Raw genomic sequence first — 22,149 nt, 5'->3', positions numbered from 1 at the left:
CTCTCTACTAATCAGGCTTTATTATTACATTCTATGAAATTTCAAGTATTAAGTGACCTGCATATTGACAGCTATGCCAAGCGCCAAAAACCATTAGGTACTATCGTGCAAACTGATGCCGATCTTATATTGGTGGCTGGAGATACTGCCAATAGCGACTTAGGTATGCAGTGGTTACAGCAACAAGCTGAGATCAATGGCAAGCCTGTGGTTGCTATTGCAGGTAACCATGAATACTTTTCTGAAGATGTGCTAACGTTCGATGATAAGCTGAGTCAGTGGGATACTTTTGATAAGGATTCCCTTAAGGGTTTGAAGTTTTTGCAATGTCAGCAGCTCGATTTTGGAGACCTCCGTATCTTAGGCTGCACGCTGTGGACTGACTATCAATTTGAGGCGACCTCCGAGACCCGAGAGTCGGTCATGTCTTTTATGCGGGATTATCGCCAAATCACGGCCGGATCTCAGCTTTTTTCACCAGAAATATCGGTTCAGATTCATCAACAACACAGAGCTTGGTTAAAGCAAGCGTTGATTACAGCGCATAGTGAGGGTAAGCGGGTGGTGGTCATGACTCATCATAGTGTGACGCCAAGATCCGTTTCACAGCAATATGCAGGCAGGCCCAGTAATGCTGCCTTTGTAACGGACTTAAGTTCATGGATGCATCAGGACTGGGCGCCAAAGTTATGGCTACATGGTCATACCCATGAAGCCTTTGATTATGTCGAAGGCAAAACACGAGTTATTGTTAATCCTAGAGCTTATCCAGGTGAGATTAGTAGTACTCAATTAGAATTTAGCTGGTCAAAGGTGGTAGAAGTTTGATACGGTTGAGCTATGACTAAAAAAGATAATAATTCAGTAACGCAAGCTAAGACGCAGAGCAATGAGCGTTTAACGGGTACTGACAAAGACAACACTTCTGTACAGAAAGCAGCAGAGAACTCGACCAATAAATCGATGAGCCAGCCAGAATTTGGAGAGCTTCCTTTTGTAGCAGGCAAGGTATCTAATGTGGATAGCAAAGAGCCGCCTATACGTGCTCCCGCTCCAGCGCATCTGCCGCCCAGTATGCTGCATTCAGTAAAACAGCTGCCTAATAATGATGAGCGGTTAATCTTATTTACCAGACACTCTTTAAGAGAGCGCTCTAATGGTCAAGGTTTTGCCAGCTATGATTTGCCGTTAACCCCTCAAGGCAGAGTTCTGGCTAAATCTTGGGGACGCTGGCTTGCTGAGTATTTGCCTTATTCAATGGACACTCATAGTATTGCAAGCCCTATATGGCGCTGTGTGGATACTGCTAAGCTTATGCAAGAAGGAGCGGGGGTAAGGCAGCCAATCGCTCACGAGCCTCTACTGGTAGAGCCTGGGAGCTTAGTAACAGATGCTGAACAAGCCAATGAAGAGTTTAAGAGGATTGGCGCCTTAAACTTCATCAATACATTTTTACAAGACACTTCCAGCAGTACCAAGCCTGCTAAGCAAGGGGGATTAGATCTGCTGTCTTTGTTGTATCAATCGCAACCTGAGCCTGGTCATTTATCCCTAGCAGTAAGTCATGATACTTTGTTGGCAGCCTTTTTAGGGGTTATGCGTCAGCATAATGAAATCACTTGGGATGATTGGCCAAAGATGATGGAGGGGATGTTTTTGTGGTTTGATGATAAACCTTTTGAAGAATCGACAGCTAATTTTATCTGGCGGGGTGAGAAGTTTGAAGTGCCCACCCAAAGCTTGATACTGCCGTAAAGCTTAACCTTATTTTTGATAATAAAAATAACTTTCAAAGTAAAAGTTACCCAAAAAATAAGCCCCTAACTCAAAATGAGCTAGGGGCTTATTTTTATTTATAGCAAATCAATTAAGCTTTAAGTGCTTTAATTGCTTTGTTATAACGGCTCTTATGACGAGCAGCTTTGTTCTTATGGATAACGCCTTTGTCAGCCATACGATCAATTACAGGTACTGCTTTGTTGTAAGCGGCAGTAGCTGCTTCGTAGTCGCCCGCTAAGATAGCAGCGTCTACTTTTTTGATGTAAGTACGGATCATTGAACGCTGTGATGCAGCGTGCTGACGACGAGTGTTGTTTTGACGAGCGCGTTTACGAGCTTGTGCTGAGTTAGCCACGGATGTCTCCTTGGTAGAGTTTAATTACTAAATTAGGACTCAGTAATAAATACTGATGAATATAAAAATCAATAGTTTATAGTAAAAACTGATTGACGCAAAATTATATTTATAAATTTACACAAAACTTATCAATCCATCTAACGCTAGAGGACCATAAGTGTGCCTACTTTAGCCATTATGGATCTGAGACTATCCATTGGCTAGCTTAAGTTAGCTATAGTAACGTTTTTTATGCCTTGTTAAAGCAGCCAGTTCAACAAGAGGAGTATGAGGATTAAGCTTGTTGTAACAACAGTCTAAATTCATACTCTGGCATTAAATAACGTCATCAACACAAATTTGGAATATTATATTTGTGTGTAAATTAAAGCGGACAATTCTAGCAAACTAATGCTGTAATTACAATACAAACCGCTTGATTGATACTGTTTTAGCGCTATAAAGCGGCTTAAAGCATCAAATAAAGTCGATAGTAAGGCTCAGGATAGAGCCTTATTGAATTAATTATTTAACTGTTTATTTATCTAGCTGTTTTGGATCGGCTTTAACTACCATAGTTTTGGCAAGTTTATCGTGAATACTAAGGCGCTGTTTGTTAATAACCATAACCACAAAATCAGCGATTAAAAATAGCGTACCAATACCTGGTAGGGCATACAAAGCTGAAGTCACCAGACTACGCAATAAAATGACATTGGTAATTGAGGCTGGTTTTTGGGTTTTAACATCAACAATTCGGATCCCCATCACTGTTTTACCGATAGTTTGTCCTCTTTTAATCAGAAGCATAAGCTGCAAAAAGAATAAAACCAAAAACAGTACCGAGGTTAGCGAACTTAAATGCTCAGGAACAGATTGCACCAGCTGGGTCATTTTCTCCATATCGCCAGCAGTTGCCGATATTGCTGTGAAGTCGTAATTTAATCCAGATAAAAAAGGGATATAGCACGCCATCAGCAATAGAGCGTCAATAGAAACTGCAATTACGCGATTACCAATGGTTGCCAGCTCATTAGTCGAGCTAGACGGGGCTGACTGTAAATTATGATTTTTATTAATGGGACTTTTATTGTGTATTGGATTATTTGCGAAGGGGGAGTGTTGATTTACTGGACTTTGAGTAGTTTCGGGCTGTTTATTACCATAAAGATCAGCCACAGTCACCCGTCTAGGCGGGGTATTGGCTGAAGTGGTGGCATTGGGATCATAGTAAAACTGACCCTTGGTCATTTCGCCCACTTGTTTCCACTGATCCATGCCAACGTGCCACATAAGATCACTGAGCTCTACCTGCCGATTAGACAGCATCTTATTAAGCTCTTCTAAGGTATAAGGACCTGCTTGAACTTGATTTCTAGCTAGATAAATCTGCATTAATATAACAACCTTTTATAAAATTAAAGTCCGCAGTGGGAACATTAATATTATTAATTTTAATATTTATTTAGAATATTAAATGAAAACGACCACAATAATCAATAAGAGTTGATTTTTGTGGTCGCTATGAGGGCTATTGACACCAATAACCCACAGAATATGACAGTGTGTCTTTACAGATTATTTAGCTGTAACATTAGCGTTGGCATTGTCATCATTAGCTAAGAACATCCAAGTATCTAATACTGAGTCTGGGTTTAATGAGACAGAGCTAATGCCTTGTTCCATTAACCAGTAAGCTAGATCAGGATGATCTGATGGACCTTGGCCACAGATACCTACGTATTTACCTTGCTTACGGCACTCAGCGATAGCCATTGATAATAGTTTCTTAACCGCTTCATCACGCTCATCAAATAAATGAGACACGATACCTGAGTCACGGTCTAGACCTAAGGTTAACTGAGTTAAGTCATTAGAACCAATTGAGAAACCATCGAAATGCTCTAGGAACTCTTCAGCCAATAATGCGTTGGTTGGAAGCTCACACATCATGATTAACTCAAGACCATTCTCGCCACGCTTCAAGCCATTTTTGGCTAGAATTTCAACTACTTCAGCAGCTTCTTTAGTGGTACGTACGAATGGGATCATAATCTTAACGTTGGTTAAGCCCATTTCGTCACGAACACGTTTTAGAGCACGACACTCTAACTCGAAGCAGTCGCGGAAGTTATCTGAAACGTAGCGGCTAGCACCACGGAAACCAAGCATTGGGTTTTCTTCTGAAGGCTCGTACAGCTTACCACCAATTAAGTTGGCGTATTCGTTCGATTTAAAGTCAGACATACGAACGATAACTGGCTGTTCTCTGAACGCTACAGCTAGGGTAGCAATACCCTCAACTAGCTTATCAACGTAGAAATCTACTGGAGAAGCATAACCTGCGATACGCTCTTTAATAGCCTGTGAGATTTCACGAGGTAAAGTGTTCATGTTAAGCAGAGCTTTTGGATGCACACCAATCATACGGTTGATAATGAACTCTAGACGGGCTAGACCAACACCAGCGTTTGGAATTTGAGCAAACGAGAAAGCACGGTCAGGGTTACCAACGTTCATCATAACTTTGAAAGGCAGCTCTGGCATAGCATCAATAGAGTTGCTTTGAACTTCGAAATCTAATAAACCTTCGTAGATAAAGCCTGTATCACCTTCAGCACAAGAAGCGGTAACTTCTTGACCATCAGTCAATACTTCAGTGGCGTTACCACAACCAACAATAGCTGGTACACCTAGTTCACGAGCGATAATAGCGGCGTGACAAGTACGACCACCACGGTTAGTGATAATTGCTGAAGCACGCTTCATAACTGGTTCCCAGTCTGGGTCAGTCATATCTGATACTAGAACATCGCCTACTTGAACTTTGTCCATTTCATTCAAGTCGTTTACGATACGTACTTTACCTGAACCTACGCGTTGACCGATTGAACGACCTTCACAAAGTACTTTCGCGTCTTTGCTCTGGATAATGTAGCGTTCCATAACGTTACGGTCTTGACGGCTCTTAACGGTTTCTGGACGAGCTTGAACAATGAACAACTTGCCTGAATCACCATCTTTAGCCCACTCGATATCCATTGGCTGGCCGTAGTGTTTTTCGATAGTGATGGCTTGTGTGGCAAGTTCAGTTAATTCTTCAGTAGTTAATGAGAACTGGTTACGTTCTTCTTTGTCCACTTCTACAGTCTTCACTGAACGGGTAGTGCTACCTTCGTCACCATAAATCATTTTCTGGTGCTTACTACCTAAGTTACGGCGAATAACCGCAGGTTTGTTGTCTGCCAATAAAGCTTTTGATAGATAGAACTCATCTGGGTTAACCGCACCCTGTACTACCATTTCACCAAGACCATAGCTTGAGGTGATGAATACTACTTCATCGAAGCCACTTTCAGTGTCTAGAGTGAACATAACGCCGGCTGCTCCTGTTTCTGAGCGAACCATACGCTGAATACCCGCTGATAGGGCAACACCAGCATGCTCGAAACCTTGGTGAACACGGTAAGCAATAGCACGGTCATTATATAGTGATGAGAAAACTTCTTTGATAGCGATTAGAACGTTTTCGATACCACGGATGTTTAGATAAGTTTCTTGCTGACCTGCGAAAGAGGCGTCTGGTAAATCTTCGGCAGTCGCAGAAGAGCGAACAGCAACGGCAATATCTTCACCATCACTCATCACTTCAAATGCATCACGGATTTCTTGTTCCAGTGATTTTGGTAATTCTTGCTCGATGATCCAGTTACGAATCTTTTCACCAGTTTCAGTTAGCTTTTTAACATCATCAACATCTAACTCTTTTAGTTCGTTGTTGATTTTGTCTAAAAGACCAGTTTCAGTCAGGAAGTTATTGAATGCTGCAGCTGTGGTCGCGAAACCGCCAGGAACACTCACCCCTAGATCTGATAGGTGGCTAATCATTTCGCCTAATGAAGCGTTTTTACCGCCTACGATTTCGACGTCGTTTTTGCCTAACTTGTCAAGGGTAATAACTTGCGGTGCTGTCATGATAACTCCAGGAAATAAGGTTATTTTTTTAAATTATACCGCTATTTATCTAAATTGTGTATGGATTAGCACTCTTTAAATAACTGACTGAGTCAACAAGAATCGACTGTGTAGTTAACAGGGAACTCAAAGGGTTTTTTCAGTCAAATATTTTTGATCAAGAGTGAAATCTTAACGCTTGTCATCCACGGTAATGTGATGTGGGCGAACTATAACATTTATAGTTATTAGGAGTCCACGAAGGAATATAGGGAGGGTTTGTTTTACAGGGGTTGAGCTGTTGATATATATAAGTTATTTATTTGCTAAATATGATGTATTTCTTTGGTTTATGGATAATTTAAATTTATATTTTATAACTCGATGACGATATACATAAAAATTATCAATCAACTTACCATACCAATGGTTAAACACGCACAAATTTCGGTTGCATATGAAGTTGGATTTTAACAACAACTATTTCAGTAAGTAAAGTAACTTTAATCAAAGCAAGTAGCAAGGATGTGTATTTGCATAAATGTTAAGCTTCTCAAATACTTTATTGGCTTAATATTTGTTAAGATATGGCGAAATATTTTTAATAAGGCATTTTGTCTATATTTTTGTAGGAAGATGCACTCCTGCTAAGGAATTTTATGGAAAATTTAATGAACTCATTATCTGCAAAAGCTACCATTCAAAACCGTAGTGCTTTGGCAGTAGACAAGCCACAAGTCATTCGTGTGGCTTTTTTTATATCTGATGGTACGGCTATTACTGCAGAGACCTTGGGACGTTCAATACTAAGCCAATTCGCTAGTGTGCCTTTTGAGACCAGAGTGATCCCTTATGTGGATACCATAGAGATGGCGCAAGCAGCGGTTGAGCACATCAATAAGGCTTATCAAACCACAGGCATACTGCCTCTAGTATTTGACACTATTGTTGATCCGGATATCAGAGAGATTATTAATTCAGCTCAGGCTTGTAATCTTGATATGTATGAAGGATTGATTGGACGTATCACTGATGAAATCGGGGTAGAGCCTGATGCGCACTCAGGTCATGCGCATGATGATGTGGATTCAGAAACCTATAAATCTCGAATCGATGCGGTGCACTTTGCTTTAGACAATGATGATGGGGCGAGAACTCGTCATTATGACATGGCTGATATTATCTTAATCGGGGTATCTCGCTCCGGTAAAACACCTACCTCTTTATATTTAGCCTTACAGTTTGGTATTCGGGCAGCCAACTACCCATTAACTGAAGATGACTTATTTGATAATCAGCTGCCAAAAGCACTTCAACCTCATCGTGAGAAGTTATTTGGATTAATTATTGATACAGAGCGGCTACAAAAAATTCGCCAAGAACGAAGAGCGGGCAGTCGTTACGCCAGCTTTAAACAGTGCGAAGAAGAGCAGCGTGCGATTCAGGCGATATATATGACACAAAATATTCCTAGTCTGAATGTTTCAGAAATGTCAGTGGAAGAGATTGCTACTCGAATTCTACAAATAACTGGGTTGAAGCGTCGCATTGGATAGTGATTTCGCCATGAAGTTAACAGGCGAAGTTGCTATAATATAGCCAATATTCTGCAGCAACTATAATTAGGTCTAAAAACTAGGTCTAAAAATTAAAGAAATACATAACAAGAGGATGATATGTCAAAAAAACATAAAGGTGATGAAACTAGCAATATCAATGATGATAAAAAAGATATTGAGGTATCCAATCAAAGCAGTGGCAGTGCTCCAAGTGTTGCATCTTCTGAGGCAAGTCGCGAGTCAGAAAATCAAATAGACTCAGGAGAAGATCATCTTTTTCATCCTAACTTAATTAGCCCGTTAGATAATGACCGTATTCGTATTAACTCAGGCTTTACTCGTGACTCAGAGCGTATCAAACGAGATAAACACGATTTTGAGTACGATGCTGTAGTAATCGGTGCTGGCCCAGCAGGTGAAGCGGCTGCGATGAAGTTGGCTAAATCTGGTAAAAAAGTAGTGGTAGTTGATCCTCGCAATCAAGTGGGAGGTAACTCAGCACACGTCGGTACTATCCCTAGTAAAGCCCTACGTCAGTCGGTATTTAACCTGATTAACTATCGCCGTGATCCTTTATTCTCACAAGGCTTGGATTATTATCAAGTCCCTTTAAATAAGGTGTTGACCAACGCGCGTAAAGTTATTCGTACTCAGGTAGACACCCATACCCGCTTCTATGAGCGTAACCAAATTGAACTGCGTCATGGATGGGCCAGCTTCGAGGACAAGCATACCTTACATATCGAATTAGGAGATGGCACAGGCTATGAAACCATCACTTTTAATAAAGCCATCATTACTGTAGGTAGCCGCCCATACCGCCCAGACTTATTAGACTTTGATCATCCTCGCGTGTTTGATTCTGACAAAATCTTACAAATGGATTATGTGGTCAAAAAGATTATCATTTATGGAGCCGGAGTAATCGGCTGTGAGTATGCTTCGATCTTTACGGGTCTTGGCTACAAAGTGGACTTAATCAATAACCATGATGGGCTTTTAAGCTACTTGGATAAAGAAATTAGTGATGCTTTGGCTCATGACTTTAGACAATTTGGGGTATTGGTTCGCCACAATGAAGAGATTGAGAAGTTAGAAACTCATGACGATTATGTGGTACTACACCTGAAGAGTGGTAAACGCATTAAGTCTGACGCCATCCTATGGTGTAACGGTCGCTCAGGTAATACTGAAAGCTTAAATCTTGAGGCGGTTGGTTTAAAAGCCAACAACCGTGGTCAACTAAAAGTAGATGACACCTATCGTACTGAGGTTGATAATATCTATGCTGCAGGGGACGTGATTGGTTGGCCATCATTGGCATCAGCTGCCTATGACCAAGGTCGTTGTGCCGCCGCCTTTATGGTGGGTGACAAAGATGCTGAGCCAGTATCAAGTGTCCCAACTGGTATTTATACCATTCCAGAGATTTCAAGTATTGGTAAAACGGAACAAGAGTTAACCGATGAGAAAGTACCTTATGAAGTGGGTCAGGCCTTCTTTAAACATCTAGCACGTGCTCAAATTATTGGTGAGCGCTCGGGCGTTTTGAAGATTTTATTCCACCGTGAGACTTTAGAAATCTTAGGTATTCACTGTTATGGTAACCATGCCTCAGAGATTATTCACATTGGTCAGGCAGTGATGAAGCTTCACGGTACACTTGAGTACTTCGTCAATACTACTTTCAACTATCCGACTATGGCGGAAGCGTATCGTGTTGCGGCCTTAAATGGTTTGAACCGAGTGTTCTAATTCTTTGAAGCTCGACAAAAAAAGAGACTGCAATGCGGTCTCTTTTTTTATTTATATTAGTAGGCTAGGACTGTATCGTTAAGCTAGAACAATGTTGGTCAGCTAGAATAATATAGATAAACTAGGGCAATGCGGCAATGTTGAGACAATTAAAGTTGCAACTTGTCATTAGTTAGTGTTGAATAAATGCAAACAAGTTAAGCTTAATAACTTACAAGGCTACTTGTTGGGTTAAAAAACAATCAAAACAATATAAGGACTTATAAAATGACCATAAAAGCTTATGAAGATGATAATATTTTTGCAAAAATTATAGCGGGTGATTTACCTTGCCATAAAATATATGAAGATGATAAGACTTTGGCATTTATGGATATTATGCCTCAGGCCAAAGGTCATGTGTTGGTTATTCCAAAACAAAAAGCAGTCGAGCTATCGCAGCTAGAGCCTGAGTATGCCAGTGCGGTATTAATGACGGCTAAAAAAGTCATGGCGGCGCAGCGTAAAGTGTTTCAACGTGAAGGCATTATTCAGATGCAGTTAAATGGGGCTGAGGCGGGTCAAACCGTATTTCACTACCACGTACATCTAATTCCCTCTAACTTCCACGAATTGGGCCAGCATGCCACTACACAGGCTGATATGGCTGAGCTAGCGGAACAAGCCAAGCAGCTGAAAGAAGCTATCGAAGCGGCTTAAACTTCATTTAATACCTAGATTAATAGACACGGCGCTAAATAGAGATATAAGGCACTGTGCTTACTTTGTGAAGAATAACAATAAGTTTGGGTAATAGCGCAATTGCATTATCAAACTTATTTAAACTTGAGATTTGAACACGAATCTTTAGAATACGGGTTTGTCTTTAAAAAATAAAGGCAAGCCCTTTTTTATTTTTAAGTTAAAGTGAAATTACTGCTTGCTATAATTTTTTCAATTTCATATCTCATCAGGATTAATTTACTAAAAGGAAAATAAAGCTTATGCTAAAAAAGCCCTCTAGGTCTACAATTTTAATGCCTGTATTTGCACCAGCTGTGATTGTGCTGGTGCTGTTAGTGGTAGGCACTATTTCAAATCCTGATGCTGCTGGAGAGCTGTTCAATCAAGTTCTCAACTATACCACCACCACTTTCGGTTGGTTCTACATGTTAGCGGTGGCGCTATTTCTAATCTTTATTTTAGTATTAGCGTTTTCCTCCTACGGTAATATCAAACTTGGCCCTGATCATGCAGAGCCTGATTATAAGTTTAGTGAATGGTTTGCTATGCTTTTTTCAGCGGGATACGGTATTGCCTTGCTATTTTATGGCGTTTCTGAACCGGTAGTGCATTTTGCTGAACCCCCAAACTCGACCCCGCAGACCATTGCTGCTGCCAAAGAGGCCATGCAGATTGCTTATTTTCACTGGGGGCTTCATACCTGGGCGATTTATACCTTTACCGGTCTTGTTCTAGCCTACTTTGGCTTTAGGCATGGTTTGCCATTGTCTATGCGCTCCACTTTATTCCCGTTGATTGGGGACAAAGTGTATGGCCCTATTGGTCATGGGGTGGATGTTATTGCCTTGTTGGCCACAATCTTTGGGGTGGCAACGACGTTGGGTCTGTCTGTGTCACAAATCAACTCAGGTTTGAACTACCTAATGCCTGATTTGATTCCGATTGGCACCGGTGTTCAGATCATTACCATTGCAGTCATTACCTTAGCGGCTCTCATGTCAGTGCTGTCAGGTATGGATAAGGGGATTAAGCGCCTATCCATGCTTAACGTGATCTTAGCGACGGCATTGATGCTGTTTGTATTTATTGCCGGTCCGAGTGTATTTATCCTAAATGCGTTTATGGAGAATACAGGCAGTTACCTAAGTAATATTGTTGAGCGGACATTTAGCCTGCAAGCCTATGTGCATGGTGATTGGATTGCGAGCTGGACGCTGTTTATTTTTGCATGGACCATTGCTTGGTCGCCATTCGTGGGCACGTTTATTGCCAATATTAGCCGTGGCCGTACCATTCGCCAGTTTGTCTTAGGGGTGTTGTTTGTTCCGGTTATCTTCACCTTCTTCTGGTTCGCTGTATTTGGCGATACTGCGCTTAACCTAATCATGGTTGAAGGACTAGATACCTTGATTGGCGATGTACAAGCCGATAAGTCGGTTGCTTTATTTAAGCTGTTTGAAGCTTTACCGTTTACCCAAGTCGCTTCGTATTTAACAGTGTTATTGATCATGACTTTCTTTGTGACCTCGTCAGACTCTGGCTCATTGGTCATTGATTCTATTGCCTCAGGGGGTCGTCCTACGCCGGCATGGCAGCGGACATTTTGGGTAGTTATTCAAGGGGTAGTGGCATCCGTACTATTACTGGCAGGCGGCTTAACCGCTTTACAAACAGTAGCTATCGTTAGTGCGCTGCCATTTGCCATTATTTTGCTTATCTCGATGGGCGGTATGTGGCGAGCTCTGATTATTGAGGAGCACCGTACTGAAAGTTTGGAGCAGGATAATCGCTTACCGCCTCACTTACTGACTCCTAGTGCTTGGCGAGAGCGTATCGATTATCTAACTAAGCAGCCGACACGCCACGAGGTGTTAAGCTACATTCAAGAGGTAGTAGAAGTAGCGATGCATCAAGTCGCTGATAAGTTCATGGACTCTGGCTGGCAGGCTAAGGTAGAGTTTGATGAGGTGAATAATCGAGCCATCTTGCAATTACAGCGCGGTGAAGAAGTAGACTTTAGCTACGAGGTGCGACTGGGTGAACATGATATTCCAGACTACTATGAGCAAAGTGGTTCCCAGGTGGGACAGCTGCATCATTATTATCGTGCTGAGGTTTTTCTGCGCCGCGGAGGCCTAACCTATGACCTATATGGCTATCAGCCGGACGCGGTCATTAATGATATTATTGATCAGTTTGAAAAGTACCTACACTTCTTGAATGTTTCTCCTGACAGCTTACCTTGGCGCATGGAGATGCATGATGAAGGACTGGTGGTTGAGTCTAGTAGCGAGTTTGACAAATAGTCTGATTAACCTTTTAAAACTTGAGTTTTAATATTGAGTCTTTACAATACGAGCTTGCTCTTAATGAGGGCAAGCTCTTTTTTTATGGGGGCATTAAATCGCTAAGTGACCCGATATATTAAGTTAAGTGACACTCTCATTCTCCTAAGCTTGTAAATGGCCTAAAAATGACTTTTATTACCGAAAATGATACGCACCCTTTGCTACAGCCCCTGTATATTGGTGGGTTGGAGATTCAAAACCGACTGATGGTAGCTCCAATGGCTGGGGTAACAGACAACCCGTTTCGACGCTTATGTAAGTCGTTTGGGGCAGGTCATGCTGTCAGCGAAATGATGACCGCAGACGCCACTTTGTATGCCCATAAGAAGTCATTGTTCCGGGCTAATTTTGAGGGAGAGATTGCGCCAATTTCAGCGCAAATTGCAGGCGCTGACGTGGATAAAATCGCTGAAGCTGCGCAATATCAAGTTAATAACGGGGCGCAAATTATTGATATCAATATGGGCTGCCCGGCTAAGAAAGTATGTCGTAAGCTGGCAGGCTCAGCCTTGCTGAAAGATGAAGAGTTGGTGGCCAGATTGCTTGATGCTACTGTGGCTGCTGTCGATGCGCCTGTCACCTTAAAAACCCGTTTGGGTTATGAGAATGGTCAAGAAAACATCTTGCGAGTAGCCAAAAGAGCAGAAGAGGCGGGCATTGCTGCTATTGCCATTCATGGCCGTACTCGTGAGGATAAGTATGGCGGAAAGGCACGCTACGACTTGATTCGTGAAGTCAAAGAAATGGTCAGCATTCCAGTAATTGCCAATGGCGATATCGATAGCCCAGAGAAAGCAATTGAAGTGTATGAGCAAACGGGCTGCGATGCGATTATGATTGGTCGAGCTGCCCAAGGTCAGCCTTGGTTATTCCGAGATATCGCTCATTATTTGCAAACAGGTAAAAAATTGCCAGAGCCAACTATTGATGAGCTACGAGAAATTGTGCTGACCCATCTTGAGGAGCTGTATGCCTTTTATGGTGAGTACTCAGGATGCCGCATCTCACGCAAACATATTGCTTGGTATACTTCCGGTATTGAAGACTCGAACGCTTTTCGACAAGCGATGTATAGTGAAGAGACGACGGCAGGACAGTATAAAGTTGTTGATAAGTTTTTGTCTTCTCAGAAGCTTAGAGAAGGGGCTTAATTAAGTCATACAGTCTAAGTGCGGCTAGGTTTATACGATAAATTGAGTTACATTAACTCTAAGCCATTCATTTGAGAGTGATTCTATGCTTGATACGTTAAATAATACTCAATCTGAGGACTTAGCTCGCCCCCCAGAGGTATTGTCAACCCCAGTATTAACGGTCAATGGTCTTAGTATTTATACTGATCAAGATACTTTAGTTCATGATTTGTCTTATCAGATCAACCGGGGTGAAACGCTGGCTATTGTGGGTGAATCGGGATCAGGTAAGTCGTTATCTAGCTTGGCGTTACTCGGATTGTTGCCACAAGATTTGCAGGTTGAGGCTCAAGTCGAGCTGCAATCTATAGGCTTACTGCCTATCAGTCAAAACTCAAATCAATCCATGAAAAAGCAGGCCGTCCGCGATAAACAGCTGAAAGCGGCACGCGGTACAAAAATTGCGATGGTGTTTCAAGAGCCTATGACGGCGCTGAACCCCTTACACACCGTAGGCAAGCAAATTGCTGAAAGCTTGCGTATGGCCGGCACGCCAAAGTCTGAAATTAAGCCGCGCATTATTGAGTTATTAAATGACGTCAATATCAAAGACCCTGGATCTAAGCTAAACCGCTATCCGCATGAACTATCAGGTGGCCAGCGCCAACGGGTGATGATTGCCATGGCGTTGGCACAAAACCCAGAAGTGCTTATTGCTGACGAGCCTACTACGGCATTAGATGTTAGCCTACAACATGAAATCTTAGAGTTATTGAATCGCTTAAAGCAGCAAAATGGAATGGCAATGTTGCTAATCAGCCATGATTTAAACTTAGTACGCCGCTATAGCGATAAAATAATTGTAATGCAGCAAGGGGAAGTGATTGAGCGCGGAGACAGCCACACGCTATTTCATAACCCCCAAACGGCTTATACTAAATTGTTAATCAGTCAGAATTTTGGTTCTCCGCTTAAAATTAATGCCAGTGAAGACACCTCTGCAGTTGTTGTGGTAAAACAGCTGTCCGTTGACTTCCCACAGAAAAAGTCACTTCTGGGCGGGGTAAGTCAGTGGATGCCTGCAGTCAAAGACTTAAGTTTTGATCTTAACCAAGGCACGTCATTAGGGATTGTCGGAGAGTCAGGTTCTGGCAAAACTACCATTGCTTTGGCTCTTGCTAGGTTATTGGGTCAGCAGGCCAAAGTAAGCGGTGACATTATTATTGATAACGTAGATATAAATAGCCTAAGCAGAAAAGAACTACGTCAATTTCGCTCCAACATTCAAATGGTGTTTCAAGATCCGTTTGCGAGCATCAATCCCAGATTTAATGTAATGCAAATCGTCGAAGAAGGGCTGTTGATAAGAGGAGAGAGCAAGACACAGCGAGAGCAGGCAGTTTTAGAGGCACTAGGCACAGTAAACTTACCGCACAGTTTTGCTTATCGTTATCCCCATGAGTTGTCAGGCGGACAACGTCAACGGGTGGCTTTGGCTAGGGCGCTGATTATGCGGCCTAAGGTTATTATTCTTGACGAGCCTACCTCAGCCTTAGACAGTAGTACCCAAGTTGAGGTGGTACAGTTACTTCGAGATATTCAGCAGCAGTACCAAATTAGCTACATTTTTATCAGCCATGATTTAAATGTGGTACAAGCTTTGTGCCACAATATAATGGTGCTTAAAGCGGGGGAGTGTGTGGAGTTTGCCGCAACCGAAAAATTATTCGAAGCTTCGCAGCACCCGTATTCAAAACTGCTTATCGATACGAGTGTGCGAAGTAAAGACTTTGGCTAATTTAATGAAATTAAGCGGATTTTATGAAAATCAATAACTAAAGCAGTTAGATTTTTGAGGCAGGAACCGCTGCAAGAAATTCATTACGGGCCTGAATGTCAGTCTTAAACTCACCAAGCATAGCGGTTGTACGTGTGCTAGAGAGTTGTTTGTTAACACCACGCATCATCATACACATATGAGAGGCATCCATTACCACAGCAACACCACGGCAGTTAGTCACTTCCATGATAGCATCAGCAACTTGTTTGCTTAAATTCTCTTGAATTTGTAAGCGGCGGGCATACATATCAATGATACGGGCAACTTTAGACAGACCGATGACTTTGCCGTCTGGTAAATAGCCCACATGAGCCACGCCATGGAAGGGTAGTAAGTGATGTTCACAGAGCGAGTAGAACTCAATATTGTGAATAAGAACCAATTCTGGATTATCGGTCGGAAATACAGCATTATTGGTGACTTCTTCCAGGGTTTGATGATAACCTTGAGTTAAATAACCGAATGCTTTTGCGGCACGAGTGGGCGTATCAACTAAGCCAGGACGGTTTAAATCCTCACCAGTTGAAGCAATTAATTTAGCGTAAAGATCAGGACTGGGTAGTCTAGGATCTAGATTTGAATTTGAAGCGTTTGAATTAGAATCACACATAGTTATTAGTAGCAAATTAGAAGAATGCTATAGCTTAACGGCTACAAATAAATTGTAAAGGTCTTTGTCAAAAAATAGCTGAGTATTTCTCAGTTTGGCACAAAAAAATCTCATAATGCCATCTAACTCTAGATTTTTGTATTATTATTCTATTGTAGTCATTGAATTCAAAAAAATGCCCCTCAAAAAGATCTGGGCTAAGCCAACTTAAAATTAAAATAAGGGAGTGGTTCGTGAAATTATTACAAGGTAAACGTTTCGTAGTGACAGGTATTGCCAGTAAGCTATCCATTGCTTGGGCAATTGCAGAGGCATTACACAGGGAAGGGGCATCATTGATTTTGACCTACCCCAATGACAAGATGAAAAAGCGGGTAGAGATGGCCGCTGAACAGTTTGCAGCAGATATGATTTTGCCGTGTGACGTGGCTTCTGATAGTGAGATTGAAGCCTGCTTCGCAGCGGTTGCCGAGCATTGGTCCGAGGGCATTGATGGGGTAGTACATGCTATCGGATTTGCTCCTGCTGAAGAGTTAAATGGTGACTTTACTGAGGTGACAAGCAGAGAAGGCAGCGCCATTGCTCATGATATTTCAGCCTATAGCTTTGTGGCCTTAGCGCGTGCCTCACGTGAATTATTGGCAAAGCGTCAAGGCTCTTTGTTAACATTGACTTACCAAGGCAGCACGGCTGTTATTCCGAATTATAATGTGATGGGTATGGCCAAGGCTAGCCTAGAAGCCAGCGTTCGCTATTTAGCAACCTCGTTAGGGGGTGAAGGCATCAGAGTCAATGCCATTTCTGCAGGCCCAATTCGTACTTTAGCGGCCAGTGGTATTAAGTCATTTCGTAGAATGTTAGATGTGAATGCTAAGATTGCGCCACTACAGCGAAACGTAGACCAAATGGAAGTAGGAAATGCGGCTTTATTCTTATTGTCGCCTTGGGCTTCAGGCATTACTGGTGAAATTTTATTTGTCGATGCAGGATTTAATACCGTAGGAATTAGTGAGCAATTACTGCATCTAGATGAGCAACAATAAATAAGTTTACTGCCATTATTGGTAAATCATTACCCCATAAAAAAAGACGCTTAAAGCGTCTTTTTTTATCTTTATACTTATTTAATAATTGCCGTATTATTTACTATCTTGATCATTAGAGTCGTGTTCTTCATGCTCGTGCATACCTTGCATCATGTCTAAGGCGCAATCATTGGTACGTTGCTGATCTTTTTTGTCTAAATGATCCTGATTAATATCATTACGGGCCATTTTCGTAGTTTTATTGACTGTATTATCATCTGACATGGTAATTCTCCTTATTAGAGCACTCCCTGTATTATTGTGAAAATAGGCTAATAGCTTATTAACCCAATAACCCAATATCAAAGTGCATGATTGATTACTCACCATTTCATTATAAAAGCAAATAAAGTAAAGTGTGTGTACAAATGTAAACTAATAAAGAGGTGACGTTAATAAATCCCTGAATGGACCCTAAAATATGTCGCTAATGTAAATATAGCGCTTAACTTTCGAAGTCTGACTCAAGCTCTGATCCAAAGTCTAACCAAACCCAACTGTTCTCAAGCCAGCTCATAACAGTCTCAGTAGATAGTTTCGCTGCTAAAAAATCTTCGTAGGTTAGGCTGTCAGCATCTGCTAGGCGCTTTAACAGCTCTGCTTCAGAGTCACTAATATCGGCTAAAGGCTGACCGTTAGCATAAACTATTAGCTGATCATCAACTTCAGTATAAATTAGGCGGCTGCTGTAATCGGTTCTTATTATGGCTCCCTCTGATAAGGCTTGTTGTAATTCTTCTGCCTCAAGGCTATCTTCGGGGACTAAAAGCTCATACTGGCGTTTACTGACCACTTCACTGACAGCTTCTGCGACCAGAGCCTCACCTTGATCGGACTGCAGTAGTTCAAGCAGTTGCTGTTTTATCTGTGAGATACTGTGTTGATTCAGCTTTCCGGGGGCTTGTAAGGGCTGATCTAATAGTAGTGGCGTAAACAGTGAAGGTTCACTGGTTGCTGCATCGACTAAGCTGTCTAAAACTTGCATTAAATTTGGGCGTCTAAAGCCAAAAGAGAAGGTTAAGCAATCATCTTGTGCCACACCATAATGAGAAAGCTTAGGCGGGACATACAGTACATCACCGGGCTCCAATACCTCATCAAAAATTACCTCTCCCATATCATCGAAAATACGAATAGGCTGATTTTCAATAAATTCGGTGTTTTCATTGCAATATTTGCCAAGTTGCCAACGTCTGTGGCCAAAGCCTTGTGCTAAAAACACATCATACTCGTCGTAATGCTTGCCCACAGAGCCGCCTTTGGGGGCATAAGACACCATGATGTCATCTCGTTGCCACTGCGGAATAAAGTTAAAGGCATTCCATAGCTGACCGAGTTCAGGCGACCATTGCTCTAAGTTCTGAACCAATACGGTCCACTGCTCAGGCAAATTAGCGAACATCTCTTCGGTTAACGGGCTTTGTTGTAATTGCCACTGCTCGCCAGTTTCGGTTTTATTTTGGGTAATCAGCCGAGAGGTGGCGGCCTCATCCAGACTTAATCCCAAGATATCTTCTGGTTCAAACATATCTTTTAATTGAGGTAAGCCTTGCTTGATAAGCAGCGGTTTTTTTTGCCAGTACTCAGCTAAGAACTGTTCTGCGGTAATATTGTCAGGTAAACAAAAATCAAGGGGTATCATAAATAATCCAGGGTGGTTAAATCAGTTTTGTTGACCATTTATTCGGTCAGCTATTTCATTTGTTGTTAAGGTTAGAGTAGGGAAATAATATAAAATCTAGCTTTAGTATGCTATTTTAATGCTTTATTATCGTTGCTTAAATGAGTCTATATAATTTCTAGGAAAGTTATGAAAAAATTAACGCTATTAACCATTATCATTAGCAGTATCATGATACAAGGTTGCGTACACAAATTGGTTACTGTGCCTGTTAAAGTAGCCTATAAAACCACCAAAGGCGTAGTTAAAGGCACTGTAGCCGTGGGTAAAGCTATTATACCTGGTGGTGATGACGATAAGGATGATAAAAAAGATTAAGATTTTTTAGTCTTATTGGTTTGATGCTAACTGAATTAAGTAGCAGTTGAACCAGTTCACATAGCCCCTTTAGCTTCAGCCAAATAAGATATTGCCTTCATAATTATAAAAACCCTGCTTATAAAAGCAGGGTTTTTTTGTTTCTCTAACATCAAATGGCTTTAAGTTTAAAGCAATGATTACTTGTTTAGCTTAGCAATCCATTCTTCAATTGCCAAAGCTTGCTCATCAGCATTACCAATGTAAGTAGCAGGCGTCAGCTCAAGTAGGCGCTTTTTATCCGCTTCTGGAACCGCATCTAATTCGTTACCACTCACAAACTCAAGCATTTTTTCACGGGTCATGGCTTGACCACGGGTTAAGGCTTTTAGTTTTTCGTATGGGTTTTCCACACGGTAGCGGCGCATAACGGTTTGAATAGGCTCAGCCAGTACTTCTTGAGCATTATCAAGGTCGCTATCTAGTCTTTCTGGGTTGACTTCTAACTTGCCAATACCTTTTAGGCACGCGTCATAAGCAATCATACTTTGTGCAAGGCCTACACCAATATTACGTAGAACCGTTGAGTCAGATAGGTCGCGCTGCATACGTGAAATAGGCAGTTTTTCACCTAAGTGAGCCAACATAGCGTTTGCCACGCCTAAGTTACCTTCAGAGTTTTCAAAGTCAATTGGGTTAACTTTATGCGGCATGGTTGATGAGCCAACTTCGCCTTCTTTTAACTTTTGCTTAAAATAGCCTAAGCTAATGTACTGCCAGATATCACGGTTATAATCGATTAATACAGTATTGAAACGACGAACCGCATCAAATAATTCAGCGATGTAATCGTGTGGTTCAATCTGAGTGGTGTAAGGGTTAAAGACTAGGCCTAAACGTTCTGTAATGAAGCTTTGTGCATGAGCGGTCCAGTCTACTTCAGGGTAGGCTGATAAGTGAGCGTTGTAGTTACCCACGGCACCATTGATTTTACCCAATAATTCTACTTCATTAATCTGCTTAATTTGACGGGCTAAGCGGTAAGCTACGTTAGCCATCTCTTTACCCAAAGTAGTTGGGCTAGCGGTCTGACCGTGAGTGCGTGACAACATTGGCTGTTTAGCATGCTCTTTGGCAAGGGCCACAATTGAGTCAGTCACTTCTTGTAACTTAGCAACAAGAATTTTACGGCTGTCTTTAAGCATTAACGCATAAGATAGGTTGTTGATGTCTTCAGAAGTACAAGCAAAGTGAATGAACTCTAGGCTGTCTTCTAATTTAGCATTACCACGGAACTTATCTTTGATGAAATACTCAACTGCTTTTACATCATGGTTGGTGGTTTTTTCAATGTCTTTAATAGCTTGAGCATCAGCTTCACTAAAGTTATCAACGATAGCATTTAAGAAGTCATTGGTTTCGGCATCAAATTTTTCCAATTCAGTGATGGCGCCATTGTCAGCTAAGGCTTGCAACCAGCGAATTTCAACGGTAACACGGGCTTTAATTAGACCAAACTCAGACAAATGCTCACGTAGTGAATCAGCTTTGCTGGCGTAGCGACCGTCGATAGGAGATAGGGCAGTTAACGCAGATAAAGAGGCAGACATAAATATCCTTCAACTCAGTGGGTTAATGAAACGAGATTATTAAAAAACGAAGTTTAAACGTTTACAGCAAATTAAATAAAGTAAGGGAACCTAGGTTCCCTTTAATATAATACCTAATGTCAATGTAATGCCTAGTGAGGTAAGCATTTTACAATTACTGAAGCTAATTATAGCAAGTTATCGCTCATAAATATGGCGTAAAGGCAGGTTGTAGCAAAAGGCTTATGCCTCAAAAGACTCAATAACGCCACCACCTAAACAAACTTCACCAACATAAAACACCGCAGATTGACCTGGAGTAACCGCGCGCTGTGGCTCATCAAATACAACCTTAACTCGGCTACCGTCTTCAGAATCTGCAAATACTGTACAGCTTTGATCCGGTTGGCGATAGCGGGTCTTGGCCACGCACTTTAAGCCCTGCTCACTAAACAGGGCTTTCGGAGCAACACGCTCAACCCAATCTAATTTATAGGCAATCAAGCTTTGACTCAGAAGCATAGGGTGGTCATGACCTTGACCCACAATAAGCTCGTTGTTGGTCAAGTCTTTTTTTAGTACAAACCAAGGCTCTTCAGGACGGTCTTTTACGCCGCCAATACCGATGCCACCACGTTGACCTAAAGTGTAATACATTAACCCGTCATGTTTGCCAATGGTAATGCCATCATCGGTCACAATATTGCCAGGTTTGGCCGGCAAGTATTGTTGTAAGAAATCTTTGAAGCGGCGCTCGCCGATGAAGCAAATACCAGTAGAGTCTTTTTTCTTAGCAGTGGCCAATTCATACTCTTCGGCAATTCTACGCACTTCAGGCTTTTCTAATTCACCCACTGGGAATAAAGTCTTGGCAATTTTATCGCCGCCCACTGCGTGTAAGAAATAACTTTGGTCTTTATTATTATCTAGACCACGTAATAGGCGCGCTACTTCAGTTCCATCTTCACGCGTGTAATTGATACTGCGGCGAGTATAGTGACCGGTAGCGATGTAATCTGCGCCAAGCCCAAATTTAGGATCAGAGGCATAATCTAAGAAGGCTTTAAACTTGATTTCTTTATTACAAAGAATGTCTGGGTTTGGGGTACGGCCGGCTTGGTATTCGGCTAAGAAGTGTTCAAATACTCGGTCCCAGTATTCCATAGCGAAGTTGGCAGTGTGTAGGGTGATTCCTAATTTATCACACACAGCTTGAGCATCGGCTAGGTCTTCCATAGCCGTACAGTACTCGGTGCCGTCATCTTCTTCCCAGTTTTTCATAAACAAGCCTTCCACTTGGAAGCCTGCTTTTTGCAGTAGTACTGCAGATACAGAAGAGTCCACACCACCCGACATACCTACGATTACTCGTGTCTGTTCAGGATTAGGCACATCACTTAGGCGCAATGCAGGTAAATCGTAAGGGTTATTGTCAAAAGAGGCAGATATCGTCATATTA

General features: G+C 41.8%; 18 protein-coding genes. 10 read left to right on the top strand and 8 right to left on the bottom strand.

Annotated elements, in window-relative coordinates; translation table 11 throughout:
- The first annotated feature begins 33 nt into the window (after positions 1 to 33).
- Positions 34 to 828, top strand: coding sequence for a metallophosphoesterase (locus tag B3S92_RS06410; RefSeq protein WP_296203987.1), 795 nt, complete (start codon positions 34 to 36; stop codon positions 826 to 828).
- A gap of 246 nt (positions 829 to 1,074) precedes the next feature.
- Positions 1,075 to 1,755 (top strand): histidine phosphatase family protein, encoded by a 681-nt coding sequence (locus tag B3S92_RS06405; protein ID WP_296204041.1) that lies wholly within the window; start codon positions 1,075 to 1,077, stop codon positions 1,753 to 1,755.
- Positions 1,756 to 1,867: 112 nt separating this feature from the next.
- Here B3S92_RS06405 and rpsT read toward each other — a convergent pair whose 3' ends face one another.
- The 3 genes from rpsT to ppsA form a co-directional block, all read right to left on the bottom strand.
- Positions 1,868 to 2,134: a 30S ribosomal protein S20 gene (gene rpsT / locus B3S92_RS06400; protein WP_007393743.1), complete on the bottom strand. Its 267-nt coding sequence runs from the start codon at positions 2,132 to 2,134 to the stop codon at positions 1,868 to 1,870.
- Between the two features lie 519 nt (positions 2,135 to 2,653).
- Positions 2,654 to 3,511 (bottom strand): RDD family protein, encoded by an 858-nt coding sequence (locus B3S92_RS06395; RefSeq protein WP_296203984.1) that lies wholly within the window; start codon positions 3,509 to 3,511, stop codon positions 2,654 to 2,656.
- 183 nt (positions 3,512 to 3,694) lie between these two features.
- Entirely contained in the window at positions 3,695 to 6,091 is a 2,397-nt protein-coding gene (ppsA, locus tag B3S92_RS06390; protein ID WP_296203982.1) for a phosphoenolpyruvate synthase, read from the bottom strand.
- 650 nt (positions 6,092 to 6,741) lie between these two features.
- Here ppsA and ppsR point away from each other — a divergent pair.
- The 6 genes from ppsR (at position 6,742) to B3S92_RS06360 (ending at position 15,386) form a co-directional block, all read left to right on the top strand.
- Complete coding sequence (gene ppsR / locus B3S92_RS06385; protein WP_414707004.1) at positions 6,742 to 7,626, top strand: posphoenolpyruvate synthetase regulatory kinase/phosphorylase PpsR; 885 nt, start codon at positions 6,742 to 6,744, stop codon at positions 7,624 to 7,626.
- A 120-nt stretch (positions 7,627 to 7,746) separates the two neighbouring features.
- Positions 7,747 to 9,384, top strand: a complete 1,638-nt coding sequence (gene sthA, locus B3S92_RS06380; protein WP_296203978.1) for a Si-specific NAD(P)(+) transhydrogenase — start codon at positions 7,747 to 7,749, stop codon at positions 9,382 to 9,384.
- Between the two features lie 267 nt (positions 9,385 to 9,651).
- Positions 9,652 to 10,083, top strand: a complete 432-nt coding sequence (locus tag B3S92_RS06375) for an HIT family protein (RefSeq protein WP_077450663.1) — start codon at positions 9,652 to 9,654, stop codon at positions 10,081 to 10,083.
- A gap of 284 nt (positions 10,084 to 10,367) precedes the next feature.
- Entirely contained in the window at positions 10,368 to 12,413 is a 2,046-nt protein-coding gene (locus tag B3S92_RS06370) for a BCCT family transporter (protein ID WP_296203976.1), read from the top strand.
- 167 nt (positions 12,414 to 12,580) lie between these two features.
- Entirely contained in the window at positions 12,581 to 13,606 is a 1,026-nt protein-coding gene (dusB, locus tag B3S92_RS06365; RefSeq protein ID WP_296203975.1) for a tRNA dihydrouridine synthase DusB, read from the top strand.
- An 85-nt stretch (positions 13,607 to 13,691) separates the two neighbouring features.
- Positions 13,692 to 15,386 (top strand): dipeptide ABC transporter ATP-binding protein, encoded by a 1,695-nt coding sequence (locus B3S92_RS06360; RefSeq protein WP_296203972.1) that lies wholly within the window; start codon positions 13,692 to 13,694, stop codon positions 15,384 to 15,386.
- A 46-nt stretch (positions 15,387 to 15,432) separates the two neighbouring features.
- Here B3S92_RS06360 and folE read toward each other — a convergent pair whose 3' ends face one another.
- On the bottom strand, positions 15,433 to 16,038 hold the full coding sequence (gene folE / locus B3S92_RS06355; RefSeq protein ID WP_296203970.1) for a GTP cyclohydrolase I FolE: 606 nt from the start codon (positions 16,036 to 16,038) through the stop codon (positions 15,433 to 15,435).
- Positions 16,039 to 16,271: 233 nt separating this feature from the next.
- On the opposite strand from folE, the gene B3S92_RS06350 reads away from it, so the two are divergent.
- Positions 16,272 to 17,081, top strand: a complete 810-nt coding sequence (locus B3S92_RS06350) for an enoyl-ACP reductase FabI (RefSeq protein WP_296203967.1) — start codon at positions 16,272 to 16,274, stop codon at positions 17,079 to 17,081.
- A 96-nt stretch (positions 17,082 to 17,177) separates the two neighbouring features.
- On the opposite strand, the gene B3S92_RS06345 is transcribed toward B3S92_RS06350, so the two are convergent.
- Complete coding sequence (locus B3S92_RS06345; RefSeq protein WP_296203964.1) at positions 17,178 to 17,348, bottom strand: hypothetical protein; 171 nt, start codon at positions 17,346 to 17,348, stop codon at positions 17,178 to 17,180.
- A 220-nt stretch (positions 17,349 to 17,568) separates the two neighbouring features.
- Positions 17,569 to 18,765, bottom strand: a complete 1,197-nt coding sequence (locus B3S92_RS06340; protein WP_296203963.1) for a cupin domain-containing protein — start codon at positions 18,763 to 18,765, stop codon at positions 17,569 to 17,571.
- Positions 18,766 to 18,933: 168 nt separating this feature from the next.
- Between B3S92_RS06340 and B3S92_RS06335 the strand changes: the two genes are divergently transcribed.
- Positions 18,934 to 19,122 carry an NF038104 family lipoprotein gene (locus tag B3S92_RS06335; RefSeq protein WP_028858515.1) on the top strand — a complete coding sequence of 63 codons (189 nt, stop codon included), beginning with the start codon at positions 18,934 to 18,936 and terminating at the stop codon, positions 19,120 to 19,122.
- A 179-nt stretch (positions 19,123 to 19,301) separates the two neighbouring features.
- On the opposite strand, the gene purB is transcribed toward B3S92_RS06335, so the two are convergent.
- The gene (gene purB / locus B3S92_RS06330; protein ID WP_296203959.1) at positions 19,302 to 20,711 is read right to left on the bottom strand and encodes an adenylosuccinate lyase; all 1,410 of its coding nucleotides are present in this window, start codon (positions 20,709 to 20,711) and stop codon (positions 19,302 to 19,304) included.
- Between the two features lie 222 nt (positions 20,712 to 20,933).
- Positions 20,934 to 22,145: a tRNA 2-thiouridine(34) synthase MnmA gene (gene mnmA, locus B3S92_RS06325; protein WP_296203958.1), complete on the bottom strand. Its 1,212-nt coding sequence runs from the start codon at positions 22,143 to 22,145 to the stop codon at positions 20,934 to 20,936.
- Between the last annotated feature and the right edge of the window lie 4 nt (positions 22,146 to 22,149).

The organism is Psychrobacter sp. UBA3962 (assembly GCF_002385225.1).
Lineage (GTDB): Bacteria > Pseudomonadota > Gammaproteobacteria > Pseudomonadales > Moraxellaceae > Psychrobacter.
This window is presented reverse-complemented; position numbering and strand designations above follow the sequence as displayed.

Coding starts and splice junctions, on each gene's coding strand:
- B3S92_RS06410 (WP_296203987.1), top strand. CDS start 34: ATGAAATTTCAAGTATTAAGTGACCTGCATATTGACAGCTATGCCAAG.
- folE (WP_296203970.1), bottom strand. CDS start 16,038: ATGTGTGATTCTAATTCAAACGCTTCAAATTCAAATCTAGATCCTAGA.
- sthA (WP_296203978.1), top strand. CDS start 7,747: ATGTCAAAAAAACATAAAGGTGATGAAACTAGCAATATCAATGATGAT.
- B3S92_RS06335 (WP_028858515.1), top strand. CDS start 18,934: ATGAAAAAATTAACGCTATTAACCATTATCATTAGCAGTATCATGATA.
- B3S92_RS06395 (WP_296203984.1), bottom strand. CDS start 3,511: ATGCAGATTTATCTAGCTAGAAATCAAGTTCAAGCAGGTCCTTATACC.
- mnmA (WP_296203958.1), bottom strand. CDS start 22,145: ATGACGATATCTGCCTCTTTTGACAATAACCCTTACGATTTACCTGCA.
- ppsA (WP_296203982.1), bottom strand. CDS start 6,091: ATGACAGCACCGCAAGTTATTACCCTTGACAAGTTAGGCAAAAACGAC.
- B3S92_RS06340 (WP_296203963.1), bottom strand. CDS start 18,765: ATGATACCCCTTGATTTTTGTTTACCTGACAATATTACCGCAGAACAG.
- B3S92_RS06370 (WP_296203976.1), top strand. CDS start 10,368: ATGCTAAAAAAGCCCTCTAGGTCTACAATTTTAATGCCTGTATTTGCA.
- ppsR (WP_414707004.1), top strand. CDS start 6,742: ATGAACTCATTATCTGCAAAAGCTACCATTCAAAACCGTAGTGCTTTG.
- B3S92_RS06360 (WP_296203972.1), top strand. CDS start 13,692: ATGCTTGATACGTTAAATAATACTCAATCTGAGGACTTAGCTCGCCCC.
- B3S92_RS06405 (WP_296204041.1), top strand. CDS start 1,075: ATGCTGCATTCAGTAAAACAGCTGCCTAATAATGATGAGCGGTTAATC.
- B3S92_RS06375 (WP_077450663.1), top strand. CDS start 9,652: ATGACCATAAAAGCTTATGAAGATGATAATATTTTTGCAAAAATTATA.
- B3S92_RS06345 (WP_296203964.1), bottom strand. CDS start 17,348: ATGTCAGATGATAATACAGTCAATAAAACTACGAAAATGGCCCGTAAT.
- purB (WP_296203959.1), bottom strand. CDS start 20,711: ATGTCTGCCTCTTTATCTGCGTTAACTGCCCTATCTCCTATCGACGGT.
- dusB (WP_296203975.1), top strand. CDS start 12,581: ATGACTTTTATTACCGAAAATGATACGCACCCTTTGCTACAGCCCCTG.